11 protein-coding genes and 3 pseudogenes are annotated in these 12,909 nt (G+C 51.1%); 12 read left to right on the plus strand and 2 right to left on the minus strand.

The genetic code is table 11. The annotated features are described in order from the left end of the window. Window positions 1-109 precede the first annotated feature (109 nt). Window positions 110-535 (plus strand): annotated as a pseudogene (locus C4F37_RS28395) (PIG-L deacetylase family protein); the annotation flags it as partial. Window positions 536-661: 126 nt separating this feature from the next. Here C4F37_RS28395 and C4F37_RS28400 read toward each other — a convergent pair. Then, window positions 662-781 (minus strand): hypothetical protein, encoded by a 120-nt coding sequence (locus C4F37_RS28400; RefSeq protein ID WP_418885884.1) that lies wholly within the window; start codon window positions 779-781, stop codon window positions 662-664. Between the two features lie 24 nt (window positions 782-805). Here C4F37_RS28400 and C4F37_RS14270 point away from each other — a divergent pair, with 24 nt between their 5' ends. The 6 genes from C4F37_RS14270 to fghA all read left to right on the plus strand — a co-directional run bounded on the left by C4F37_RS14270 (window position 806) and on the right by fghA (window position 5,870). Beyond that, window positions 806-2,002: a glycosyltransferase gene (locus tag C4F37_RS14270; RefSeq protein ID WP_000860428.1), complete on the plus strand. Its 1,197-nt coding sequence runs from the start codon at window positions 806-808 to the stop codon at window positions 2,000-2,002. 34 nt (window positions 2,003-2,036) lie between these two features. Then, the gene (locus C4F37_RS14275) at window positions 2,037-2,561 is read left to right on the plus strand and encodes an acetyltransferase (protein ID WP_000582570.1); all 525 of its coding nucleotides are present in this window, start codon (window positions 2,037-2,039) and stop codon (window positions 2,559-2,561) included. A gap of 1 nt (window position 2,562) precedes the next feature. Continuing rightward, complete coding sequence (locus C4F37_RS14280) at window positions 2,563-3,336, plus strand: YaiO family outer membrane beta-barrel protein (protein ID WP_001538359.1); 774 nt, start codon at window positions 2,563-2,565, stop codon at window positions 3,334-3,336. A gap of 188 nt (window positions 3,337-3,524) precedes the next feature. After that, window positions 3,525-3,800, plus strand: coding sequence for a formaldehyde-responsive transcriptional repressor FrmR (gene frmR, locus C4F37_RS14285; RefSeq protein WP_001141271.1), 276 nt, complete (start codon window positions 3,525-3,527; stop codon window positions 3,798-3,800). 34 nt (window positions 3,801-3,834) lie between these two features. Continuing rightward, the gene (frmA, locus tag C4F37_RS14290; RefSeq protein WP_001773863.1) at window positions 3,835-4,944 is read left to right on the plus strand and encodes an S-(hydroxymethyl)glutathione dehydrogenase; all 1,110 of its coding nucleotides are present in this window, start codon (window positions 3,835-3,837) and stop codon (window positions 4,942-4,944) included. Window positions 4,945-5,036: 92 nt separating this feature from the next. Further along, entirely contained in the window at window positions 5,037-5,870 is an 834-nt protein-coding gene (fghA, locus tag C4F37_RS14295) for an S-formylglutathione hydrolase (RefSeq protein WP_000419066.1), read from the plus strand. A 225-nt stretch (window positions 5,871-6,095) separates the two neighbouring features. On the opposite strand, the gene C4F37_RS14300 is transcribed toward fghA, so the two are convergent. Further along, on the minus strand, window positions 6,096-6,635 hold the full coding sequence (locus C4F37_RS14300) for a DUF2058 domain-containing protein (protein WP_001538358.1): 540 nt from the start codon (window positions 6,633-6,635) through the stop codon (window positions 6,096-6,098). 66 nt (window positions 6,636-6,701) lie between these two features. On the opposite strand from C4F37_RS14300, the pseudogene C4F37_RS14305 reads away from it, so the two are divergent. From C4F37_RS14305 to C4F37_RS14330, 5 genes and pseudogenes are all read left to right on the plus strand, one after another. Beyond that, window positions 6,702-6,800: pseudogene (locus C4F37_RS14305) on the plus strand (GlxA family transcriptional regulator); the annotation flags it as partial. Between the two features lie 36 nt (window positions 6,801-6,836). Beyond that, complete coding sequence (lacI, locus tag C4F37_RS14310) at window positions 6,837-7,919, plus strand: DNA-binding transcriptional repressor LacI (RefSeq protein WP_024186801.1); 1,083 nt, start codon at window positions 6,837-6,839, stop codon at window positions 7,917-7,919. Window positions 7,920-8,041: 122 nt separating this feature from the next. Next, complete coding sequence (gene lacZ / locus C4F37_RS14320; protein WP_001538356.1) at window positions 8,042-11,116, plus strand: beta-galactosidase; 3,075 nt, start codon at window positions 8,042-8,044, stop codon at window positions 11,114-11,116. Between the two features lie 51 nt (window positions 11,117-11,167). After that, on the plus strand, window positions 11,168-12,421 hold the full coding sequence (lacY, locus tag C4F37_RS14325; protein ID WP_001538355.1) for a lactose permease: 1,254 nt from the start codon (window positions 11,168-11,170) through the stop codon (window positions 12,419-12,421). 65 nt (window positions 12,422-12,486) lie between these two features. After that, window positions 12,487-12,783: pseudogene (locus tag C4F37_RS14330) on the plus strand (maltose acetyltransferase domain-containing protein); the annotation flags it as partial. Between the last annotated feature and the right edge of the window lie 126 nt (window positions 12,784-12,909).

Here is a 12,909-nt window from a genome sequence, read left to right on the forward strand (position 1 = left end):
CCCTTGTTTTTCAGCTATCAGCTATTTTTAACACTTAAAAATTAGCATCTGTCTGCGTCAGAGGTTACGTCTCTGGGGGCGTCGTTGTGCTTGTAGTATAATAAATAAAATGGAGTGTCATAAAGTGGATAAGGTTTTAGATTCAGCGATCCTTTCTTCGGCAAATAAAAGAAAGGGTATCCTTGCCATTGGCGCGCATCCTGACGATATAGAATTAGGCTGTGGCGCATCGCTAGCTCGCCTTGCGCAAAAAGGAATTTATATTGCTACCGTGGTGATGACTACCGGTAATTCTGGCGTAGATGGAATAATCGATCGCCACGAAGAATCACGCAACGCTCTAAAGATATTAGGGTGCCACCAAACTATTCATCTTAATTTTGCTGACACCCGCGCTCATTTACAGCTCAATGATATGATTTCTGCCCTGGAAAACATCATAAAAAATCAAATTCCCTCTGATGTTGAAATTATACGTGTATATACCATGCATGATGCTGACCGCCATCAGGATCATCTTGCAGTCTATCAAGCCTCAATGGTTGCCTGTCGCGCTATTCCGCAAATTCTCGGCTATGAAACACTAAGTACCTGGCTTTCATTTATGCCTCAGGTTTTTGAATCCGTGAAAGAAGAATATTTTTCTCTTAAACTGACTGCGTTAAAAAAACATAAAAGTCAGAGCCAGCGAGATTATATGCGCCCGGAGCGTCTGCGTGCAGTTGCTCAATTTCGCGGGCAACAGGTCAATAGCGATCTGGGTGAAGGTTTTGTTATTCATAAAATGATTCTTTGAGCAAATTGCATGAAAACCTGGATCTTTATATGTATGGCCGTAGCAATATTGCTATGGTTTCTGAGTACGTTAAGGCGTAAGCCCAGCCAAAAGAAAGGCTGTATTGACGCCATTATACCTGCTTATAACGAAGGCCCGTGTCTGGCGCAGTCACTGGATAATCTGCTGCGTAACCCTTATTTTTGCCGGGTAATTTGCGTTAACGACGGCTCCACGGACAATACCGAAGCGGTCATGGCGGAAGTCAAACGCAAATGGGGCGACCGCTTTGTTGCCGTCACGCAAAAAAATACCGGTAAAGGTGGTGCGCTGATGAATGGCCTCAATTACGCCACCTGCGATCAGGTTTTTTTAAGTGATGCCGACACCTATGTTCCGCCCGATCAAGACGGAATGGGCTATATGCTGGCGGAAATTGAGCGTGGCGCTGATGCCGTAGGCGGCATTCCCTCTACTGCGTTGAAAGGCGCGGGTCTGTTACCACACATCCGCGCGACCGTAAAGTTGCCGATGATTGTTATGAAGCGCACGCTACAGCAGCTTCTGGGCGGCGCACCGTTTATCATCAGCGGTGCCTGCGGGATGTTCCGTACTGATGTATTGCGTAAGTTCGGTTTCTCGGATCGTACTAAAGTCGAAGACCTTGATCTCACCTGGACATTGGTGGCAAACGGCTATCGTATTCGGCAGGCGAATCGCTGCATCGTATACCCACAGGAATGCAACAGCCCGCGTGAGGAATGGCGTCGCTGGCGGCGTTGGATTGTGGGCTACGCGGTCTGTATGCGCCTGCATAAAAGACTTTTATTTAGCCGCTTCGGTATCTTCAGTATATTTCCTATGCTGTTGGTTGTGCTTTATGGCGTTGGGATTTATCTCACTACCTGGTTTAATGAATTCATCACCACCGGGCCACATGGTGTGGTGTTGGCAATGTTCCCGCTTATCTGGGTCGGCGTAGTTTGTGTTATTGGTGCATTTAGCGCCTGGTTTCATCGTTGCTGGTTGTTGGTGCCTTTAGCACCGCTTTCCGTTGTGTATGTATTATTAGCTTATGCCATCTGGATTATTTATGGACTTATTGCCTTTTTTACTGGACGCGAACCTCAGCGCGACAAACCCACCCGCTATTCCGCACTGGTGGAAGCGTCAACCGCTTATTCCCACCCTTCTGTCACAGGAACTGAAAAACTTTCTGAAGCTTAATGTTAAAGAGAAAAATATTCAGATTGCAGACCAGGTGATTATTGATGAAAGTGCCGGTGAGGTTGTTATCGGCGCGAATACCCGTATTTGCCACGGTGCCGTTATTCAGGGTCCGGTAGTGATTGGCGCAAACTGCCTGATAGGTAATTATGCGTTTATTCGTCCTGGCACAATAATCAGCAATGGCGTAAAAATTGGTTTTGCCACCGAAATTAAAAATGCGGTTATTGAAGCGGAAGCAACGATTGGTCCGCAATGCTTTATTGCCGACTCGGTAGTTGCAAACCAGGCATATTTGGGCGCACAAGTACGAACCAGTAATCATCGTCTGGATGAACAGCCCGTGTCTGTTCGAACTCCAGAGGGAATTATCGCTACCGGATGCGATAAATTAGGTTGTTATATCGGGCAGCGTTCACGCCTTGGCGTACAAGTTATTATTTTGCCTGGGCGAATTATTTCCCCGAACACGCAACTTGGCCCGCGCGTGATTGTAGAACGTAATTTACCTACCGGAACTTATTCACTCCGACAAGAACTTATCCGTACAGGAGATTAAAATGATAAAACGGACGTTATTAGCGGCGGCAATTTTTAGCGCATTACCCGTTTATGCCGGGTTAACTTCCATTACCGCGGGCTACGATTTTACCGATTATTCTGGCGATCATGGCAACCGTAATTTAGCGTATGCTGAACTGGTGGCGAAAGTTGAAAACACAACGCTGCTTTTTAATCTTTCCCAGGGGCGTCGTGATTATGAAACTGAACATTTCAATGCCACTCGCGGTCAGGGTGCGGTCTGGTATAAATGGAATAACTGGCTGACAACCCGAACGGGTATTGCCTTTGCGGATAATACGCCGGTCTTTGCCCGCCAGGATTTTCGTCAGGATATTAACCTGGCCCTGTTGCCAAAAACGCTTTTCACGACCGGTTATCGCTACACTAAATATTACGATGATGTCGAAGTCGATGCCTGGCAAGGCGGCATATCACTCTATACTGGCCCGGTGATCTCCAGCTACCGCTATACCCATTATGACTCCAGCGATGCAGGTGGTAGTTACAGCAATATGATTTCCGTGCGTCTGAATAACCCGCGCGGCACTGGTTATACGCAACTATGGCTAAGCCGCGGAACAGGCGCTTACACCTATGACTGGACGCCAGAAACACGCTACGGCAGCATGAAGAGCGTCAGTTTACAACGTATTCAACCGCTGACTGAGCAACTTAATCTCGGGCTGACGGCAGGTAAAGTGTGGTACGACACCCCAACCGATGATTATAACGGTCTGCAACTTGCAGCCCATCTGACCTGGAAATTCTGATTCCTTCTGCCGCCCGCTATCCGGGGCGGCCTTCCCTGCCGATTAGCCCCTACCCCCTTTCCTCTTTGTTTTCCGACTACATTCACCGGATAAATTTTATTCTCCAGTGTTATATACTATAGGGGGGTATGCATTGACATATAGCATACCCCCCTATAGTATATTGCGTGCAGATGATGAGGTGCGAAATGCCCAGTACTCCGGAAGAGAAGAAAAAGGTCCTTACTCGAGTTCGTCGTATTCGGGGGCAGATTGATGCTCTGGAACGGTCGCTGGAGGGTGATGCCGAATGCCGTGCCATACTCCAACAGATCGCTGCCGTTCGGGGCGCGGCTAACGGGCTGATGGCAGAAGTGCTTGAAAGCCATATCCGGGAAACGTTTGACCGAAATGACTGCTACAGCCGCGAAGTCAGCCAATCCGTTGACGACACTATTGAACTGGTTCGTGCCTATCTTAAATAGCTGAATCTATTACCATATTGAGGAAGAGCGAGAGATGAAATCACGTGCTGCCGTTGCATTTGCTCCCGGTAAACCGCTGGAAATCGTTGAAATTGACGTTGCACCACCGAAAAAAGGTGAAGTGCTGATTAAAGTCACCCATACCGGTGTTTGCCATACCGACGCATTTACCCTCTCCGGCGATGACCCGGAAGGTGTCTTCCCGGTGGTTCTCGGTCACGAAGGGGCCGGGGTTGTAGTTGAAGTCGGTGAAGGGGTAACCAGCGTCAAACCTGGCGACCATGTGATCCCGCTTTACACCGCAGAGTGCGGCGAGTGTGAGTTCTGTCGTTCTGGCAAAACTAACCTGTGTGTCGCGGTTCGCGAAACGCAGGGCAAAGGCTTGATGCCAGACGGCACCACCCGTTTTTCTTACAACGGGCAGCCGCTTTATCACTACATGGGATGCTCAACATTCAGTGAATACACCGTGGTAGCGGAAGTGTCTCTGGCCAAAATTAATCCAGAAGCGAACCATGAACACGTCTGCCTGCTGGGCTGTGGCGTGACCACCGGTATTGGCGCGGTACACAACACAGCTAAAGTCCAGTCAGGTGATTCTGTTGCCGTGTTTGGTCTTGGCGCGATTGGTCTGGCAGTGGTTCAGGGCGCGCGTCAGGCGAAAGCGGGACGGATTATCGCTATCGATACCAACCCGAAGAAATTCGAACTGGCGCGTCGCTTCGGTGCCACCGACTGCATTAACCCGAATGACTACGACAAACCAATTAAAGATGTTCTGCTGGATATCAACAAATGGGGTATCGACCATACCTTTGAATGCATCGGTAATGTCAACGTGATGCGTGCAGCGCTGGAAAGCGCGCACCGCGGCTGGGGTCAGTCGGTGATCATCGGGGTAGCAGGCTCCGGTCAGGAAATCTCCACCCGTCCATTCCAGTTGGTCACCGGTCGCGTATGGAAAGGTTCCGCGTTTGGCGGCGTGAAAGGTCGTTCCCAGTTACCGGGTATGGTTGAAGATGCGATGAAAGGTGATATCGATCTGGAACCGTTTGTCACGCATACCATGAGCCTGGATGAAATTAATGACGCCTTCGACCTGATGCATGAAGGTAAATCCATTCGAACCGTAATTCGTTACTGATTTCCCGCTGGTTTACCCCGTCCAGTTCAGACGGGGTTCTTAATACTCTCCCCAGGCAGCCGTCCGGGGGATTAACCGTGAGATAATGACTGATGGAACTCATTGAAAAACATGCCAGCTTTGGCGGCTGGCAAAATGTGTATCGGCATTATTCCCAATCACTGAAATGTGAAATGAATGTCGGCGTCTATCTCCCACCAAAAGCCGAGAATGAAAAATTGCCGGTGTTGTACTGGCTTTCAGGCCTGACCTGCAACGAGCAGAATTTCATTACTAAATCGGGGATGCAGCGTTACGCGGCTGAGCACAACATTATTGTTGTTGCGCCGGACACCAGTCCGCGAGGCAGTCATGTCGCAGATGCTGACCGTTACGATCTCGGGCAAGGAGCCGGGTTTTACCTGAACGCGACGCAAGCGCCGTGGAATGAACATTACAAAATGTATGACTATATCCGCAACGAGCTGCCGAATTTAGTGATGCATCATTTTCCAGCAACGGCCAGAAAGTCTATCTCAGGTCATTCTATGGGCGGGCTGGGCGCGCTGGTGCTGGCGTTACGTAACCCAGATGAATATGCCAGCGTCTCGGCGTTTTCGCCCATTGTCTCCCCATCGCAAGTACCGTGGGGACAGCAAGCCTTTGCCGCATATCTTGGTGAAAATAAAGATGCCTGGTTGGATTACGACCCGGTGAGTCTTATTTCACAAGGTCAACGCGTTGCGGAAATCATGGTTGATCAGGGATTGAGTGATGATTTTTACGCAGAACAGCTGCGGACTCCAAATCTTGAAAAGATCTGCCAGGAGATGAATATCAAGACGTTAATCCGTTATCACGAGGGTTATGATCACAGCTATTATTTTGTCTCCAGTTTTATTGGCGAGCATATTGCGTACCACGCCAATAAACTGAATATGCGTTGATAATAGTGCACGACTGCCGGATGCGGCGTAAACGCCTTATCCGGCCCACATTTCGCTCGTAAACCGTAGGCCTGATAAGACGCGAAAAGCGTCGCATCAGGCATCTGCGCACGGCTGCCGGATGCGGCGTGAACGCCTTATCCGGCCTACACTTCGCCCGTAAACCGTAGGCCTGATAAGACGCGTAAGCGTCGCATCAGGCATCACTGCACGGCTTATCTATGTTTACCACATCAAATCATCAGGCACTTTGAAGTCGGCATACGGATCGTCTTCATCCTGCTCTTCGGCGCTGAGCGCGCTGTGCAACACAATACTGCTGGCATCACGCTGAGCAATTTTATCGGCAACGCTGGCGGGAATAATGGCGTATTCACCTTCGTTATTGTTATCGACCAACAAGCGGGCAATCGCCAGACGACCATTAATCAACTGCGTTTGCGTGAGCTTATCGACAAAGATTTTCTTAATCAGATTGCCGTCAGTGAAGTTAAAACCAATATCGCCATTGGCAATGGTAATTCGGTTCATTTCAATGAGCTGCTTCACCTGGGCTTTATATTCTTTCGCCAACGCCGCTTGTTTTTGCTGCTCGCTAAGCTGTTTATCACGCTCAAGCTGTGCCTTTTTATTTTCTTCTACCGCCGCCCGAGCTTCACGCGCCTGAACACGCGATTTTTTCGCCGTTCTCTCGACCTTCGCCGCTTTTTTGCTGGTGACTAGTCCCGCTTTGAGCAACTGCTCTTGTAAGGTAAGTTTTGCCATCTTTGTTTCCAAACCCGCTGAATAATTTTTAGCGAGTATACCTGTAAACGCCGTAGGTGTATTGGCGTGGGTTTTCTCTCACTTGTGACCTGGCGTCAGCATTTTAAATCTCACTTCGGCGTCAGCCCCGCCGAATGGCGCAAAACCTTTCGTGGTATGGCATGATAGCGCCCGGAAGAGAGTCAATTCAGGGTGGTGAATGTGAAACCAGTAACGCTATACGATGTCGCGGAGTATGCCGGTGTCTCTTATCAGACCGTTTCCCGCGTGGTGAACCAGGCCAGCCACGTTTCTGCGAAAACGCGGGAAAAAGTGGAAGCGGCGATGGCGGAGCTGAATTACATTCCCAACCGCGTGGCACAACAACTGGCGGGCAAACAGTCGTTGCTGATTGGCGTTGCCACCTCCAGTCTGGCCCTGCACGCGCCGTCGCAAATTGTCGCGGCGATTAAATCTCGCGCCGATCAACTGGGTGCCAGCGTGGTGGTGTCGATGGTAGAACGAAGCGGCGTCGAAGCCTGTAAAGCGGCGGTGCACAATCTTCTCGCGCAACGCGTCAGTTGGCTGATCATTAACTATCCGCTGGATGACCAGGATGCCATTGCTGTGGAAGCAGCCTGCGCTAATGTTCCGGCGTTATTTCTTGATGTCTCTGACCAGACTCCCATCAACAGTATTATTTTCTCCCATGAAGACGGTACGCGACTGGGCGTGGAGCATCTGGTCGCATTGGGTCACCAGCAAATCGCGCTGTTAGCAGGTCCATTAAGTTCTGTCTCGGCACGTCTGCGCCTGGCGGGCTGGCATAAATATCTCACTCGCAATCAAATTCAGCCGATAGCGGAACGGGAAGGCGACTGGAGTGCCATGTCCGGTTTTCAACAAACCATGCAAATGCTAAATGAGGGCATCGTTCCCACTGCGATGCTGGTTGCCAACGATCAGATGGCGCTGGGCGCAATGCGCGCCATTACCGAGTCCGGGCTGCGCGTTGGTGCGGATATCTCGGTAGTGGGATACGACGATACCGAAGACAGCTCGTGTTATATCCCGCCGTTAACCACCATCAAACAGGATTTTCGCCTGCTGGGGCAAACCAGCGTGGACCGCTTGCTGCAACTCTCTCAGGGCCAGGCGGTGAAGGGCAATCAGCTGTTGCCCGTCTCACTGGTGAAAAGAAAAACCACCCTTCCGCCCAATACGCAAACCGCCTCTCCCCGCGCGTTGGCCGATTCATTAATGCAGCTGGCACGACAAGTTTCCCGACTGGAAAGCGGGCAGTGAGCGCAACACAATTAATGTGAGTCAGCTCACTCATTAGGCACCCCAGTCTTTACACTCTATGTGTCCGGCTCGTATGTTGTGTGAAATTGTGAGCGGATAACAATTTCACACAGGATACAGCTATGACTATGATTACGGATTCTCTGGCCGTCGTATTACAACGTCGTGACTGGGAAAACCCTGGCGTTACCCAACTTAATCGCCTTGCGGCACATCCCCCTTTCGCCAGCTGGCGTAATAGCGAAGAGGCCCGCACCGATCGCCCTTCCCAACAGTTGCGCAGCCTGAATGGCGAATGGCGCTTTGCCTGGTTTCCGGCACCAGAAGCGGTGCCGGAAAGCTGGCTGGAGCGCGATCTTCCTGACGCCGATACTGTCGTCGTCCCCTCAAACTGGCAGATGCACGGTTACGATGCGCCTATCTACACCAACGTGACCTATCCCATTACGGTCAATCCGCCGTTTGTTCCCGCGGAGAATCCGACAGGTTGTTACTCGCTCACATTTAATATTGATGAAAGCTGGCTACAGGAAGGCCAGACGCGAATTATTTTTGATGGCGTTAACTCGGCGTTTCATCTGTGGTGCAACGGGCGCTGGGTCGGTTACGGCCAGGACAGCCGTTTGCCGTCTGAATTTGACCTGAGCGCATTTTTACACGCCGGAGAAAACCGCCTCGCGGTGATGGTGCTGCGCTGGAGTGACGGCAGTTATCTGGAAGATCAGGATATGTGGCGGATGAGCGGCATTTTCCGTGACGTCTCGTTGCTGCATAAACCGACCACGCAAATCAGCGATTTCCAAGTTACCACTCGCTTTAATGATGATTTCAGCCGCGCAGTACTGGAGGCAGAAGTTCAGATGTACGGCGAGCTGCGCGATGAACTGCGGGTGACGGTTTCTTTGTGGCAGGGTGAAACGCAGGTCGCCAGCGGCACCGCGCCTTTCGGCGGTGAAATTATCGATGAGCGTGGCGGTTATGCCGATCGCGTCACGCTACGCCTGAACGTTGAAAATCCGGAACTGTGGAGCGCCGAAATCCCGAATCTCTATCGTGCGGTGGTTGAACTGCACACCGCCGACGGCACGCTGATTGAAGCAGAAGCCTGCGATGTCGGTTTCCGCGAGGTGCGGATTGAAAATGGTCTGCTGCTGCTGAACGGCAAGCCGTTGCTGATTCGCGGCGTTAACCGTCACGAGCATCATCCTCTGCATGGTCAGGTCATGGATGAGCAGACGATGGTGCAGGATATCCTGCTGATGAAGCAGAACAACTTTAACGCCGTGCGCTGTTCGCATTATCCGAACCATCCGCTGTGGTACACGCTGTGCGACCGCTACGGCCTGTATGTGGTGGATGAAGCCAATATTGAAACCCACGGCATGGTGCCAATGAATCGTCTGACCGATGATCCGCGCTGGCTACCCGCGATGAGCGAACGCGTAACGCGGATGGTGCAGCGCGATCGTAATCACCCGAGTGTGATCATCTGGTCGCTGGGGAATGAGTCAGGCCACGGCGCTAATCACGACGCACTCTATCGCTGGATCAAATCTGTCGATCCTTCCCGCCCGGTACAGTATGAAGGCGGCGGAGCCGACACCTCCGCAACCGATATTATTTGCCCGATGTACGCGCGCGTGGATGAAGACCAGCCCTTCCCGGCGGTGCCGAAATGGTCCATCAAAAAATGGCTTTCGCTGCCTGGAGAAATGCGCCCGCTGATCCTTTGCGAATATGCCCACGCGATGGGTAACAGTCTTGGCGGCTTCGCTAAATACTGGCAGGCGTTTCGTCAGTACCCCCGTTTACAGGGCGGCTTCGTCTGGGACTGGGTGGATCAGTCGCTGATTAAATATGATGAAAACGGCAACCCGTGGTCGGCTTACGGCGGTGATTTTGGCGATACGCCGAACGATCGCCAGTTCTGTATGAACGGTCTGGTCTTTGCCGACCGCACGCCGCATCCGGCGCTGACGGAAGCAAAACACCAACAGCAGTATTTTCAGTTCCGTTTATCCGGGCGAACCATCGAAGTGACCAGCGAATACCTGTTCCGTCATAGCGATAACGAGTTCCTGCACTGGATGGTGGCGCTGGATGGCAAGCCGCTGGCAAGCGGTGAAGTGCCTCTGGATGTTGGCCCGCAAGGTAAGCAGTTGATTGAACTGCCAGAACTGCCGCAGCCGGAGAGCGCCGGACAACTCTGGCTAACGGTACGCGTAGTGCAACCAAACGCGACCGCATGGTCAGAAGCCGGACACATCAGCGCCTGGCAGCAATGGCGTCTGGCGGAAAACCTCAGCGTGACACTCCCCTCCGCGTCCCACGCCATCCCTCAACTGACCACCAGCGGAACGGATTTTTGCATCGAGCTGGGTAATAAGCGTTGGCAATTTAACCGCCAGTCAGGCTTTCTTTCACAGATGTGGATTGGCGATGAAAAACAACTGCTGACCCCGCTGCGCGATCAGTTCACCCGTGCGCCGCTGGATAACGACATTGGCGTAAGTGAAGCGACCCGCATTGACCCTAACGCCTGGGTCGAACGCTGGAAGGCGGCGGGCCATTACCAGTCCGAAGCGGCGTTGTTGCAGTGCACGGCAGATACACTTGCCGATGTGGTGCTGATTACGACCGCCCACGCGTGGCAGCATCAGGGGAAAACCTTATTTATCAGCCGGAAAACCTACCGGATTGATGGGCACGGTGAGATGGTCATCAATGTGGATGTTGCGGTGGCAAGCGATACACCGCATCCGGCGCGGATTGGCCTGACCTGCCAGCTGGCGCAGGTCGCAGAGCGGGTAAACTGGCTCGGCCTGGGGCCGCAAGAAAACTATCCCGACCGCCTTACTGCAGCCTGTTTTGACCGCTGGGATCTGCCATTGTCAGACATGTATACCCCGTACGTCTTCCCGAGCGAAAACGGTCTGCGCTGCGGGACGCGCGAATTGAATTATGGCCCACACCAGTGGCGCGGCGACTTCCAGTTCAACATCAGCCGCTACAGCCAACAACAACTGATGGAAACCAGCCATCGCCATCTGCTGCACGCGGAAGAAGGCACATGGCTGAATATCGACGGTTTCCATATGGGGATTGGTGGCGACGACTCCTGGAGCCCGTCAGTATCGGCGGAATTCCAGCTGAGCGCCGGTCGCTACCATTACCAGTTGGTCTGGTGTCAAAAATAATAATAACCGGGCAGGCTATGTCTGCCCGTATTTCGCGTAAGGAAATCCATTATGTACTATTTAAAAAACACAAACTTTTGGATGTTCGGTTTATTCTTTTTCTTTTACTTTTTTATCATGGGGGCCTACTTCCCGTTTTTCCCGATTTGGCTACATGACATCAACCATATCAGCAAAAGTGATACGGGTATTATTTTTGCCGCTATTTCTCTGTTCTCGCTATTATTCCAACCGCTGTTTGGTCTGCTTTCTGACAAACTCGGGCTGCGCAAATACCTGCTGTGGATTATAACCGGCATGTTAGTGATGTTTGCGCCGTTCTTTATTTTTATCTTCGGACCACTGTTACAATACAACATTTTAGTAGGATCGATTGTTGGTGGTATTTATCTTGGCTTTTGTTTTAACGCCGGTGCGCCAGCAGTAGAGGCATTTATCGAGAAAGTCAGCCGTCGCAGTAATTTCGAATTTGGTCGCGCGCGGATGTTTGGCTGTGTTGGCTGGGCGCTGTGTGCCTCGATTGTCGGCATCATGTTCACCATCAATAATCAGTTTGTTTTCTGGCTGGGTTCTGGCTGTGCACTCATCCTCGCCGTTTTACTCTTTTTCGCCAAAACGGATGCGCCCTCTTCAGCCACGGTTGCCAATGCGGTAGGTGCCAACCATTCGGCATTTAGCCTTAAGCTGGCGCTGGAACTGTTCAGACAGCCAAAACTGTGGTTTTTGTCACTGTATGTTATTGGCGTTTCCTGCACCTACGATGTTTTTGACCAACAGTTTGCTAATTTCTTTACTTCGTTTTTTGCTACCGTTGAACAGGGTACGCGGGTATTTGGCTACGTAACGACAATGGGCGAATTACTTAATGCCTCGATTATGTTCTTTGCGCCACTGATCATTAATCGCATCGGTGGGAAAAATGCCCTGCTGCTGGCTGGCACTATTATGTCTGTACGTATTATTGGCTCATCGTTCGCCACCTCAGCGCTGGAAGTAGTTATTCTGAAAACGCTGCATATGTTTGAAGTACCGTTCCTGCTGGTGGGCTGCTTTAAATATATTACCAGCCAGTTTGAAGTGCGTTTTTCAGCGACGATTTATCTGGTCTGTTTCTGCTTCTTTAAGCAACTGGCGATGATTTTTATGTCTGTACTGGCGGGCAATATGTATGAAAGCATCGGTTTCCAGGGCGCTTATCTGGTGCTGGGTCTGGTGGCGCTGGGCTTCACCTTAATTTCCGTGTTCACGCTTAGCGGCCCCGGCCCGCTTTCCTTGCTGCGTCGCCAGGTGAATGAAGTCGCTTAAGCAATTAATGTCGGATGCGGCGCGAGCGCCTTATCCGACCAACATATCAGGGCGGAATGATCGCAATGAACATGTCGATGACAGAAAGAATAAAAGCAGGCAAGCTATTTACCGATATGTGCGAAGGCTTACCTGAAAAAAGACTTCGTGGAAAAACGTTAATGTATGAGTTTAATCACTCGCATCCATCAGAAGTTGATAAAAGAGAAAGCCTGATTAAAGAAATGTTTGCCACGGTAGGGGAAAACGCCTGGGTAGACCCCCCCGTCTATTTCTCTTACGGTTCCAACATCCATATAGGCCGCAATTTTTATGCAAATTTCAATTTAACCATTGTCGACGACTACACGGTAACGATCGGTGGGCTTTGTTGAATAAATCAGATTTCGGGTAAGTCTCCCCCGTAGCGGGTTGTGTTTTCAGGCAATACGCACGCTTTCAGGCATACCTGCTTTCGTCATTTTGTTCAGCGCTCGTACCAGGGCCAT

The sequence above is a fragment of the Escherichia sp. R1 genome (assembly GCF_003000935.1).
Lineage (GTDB): Bacteria > Pseudomonadota > Gammaproteobacteria > Enterobacterales > Enterobacteriaceae > Escherichia > Escherichia coli.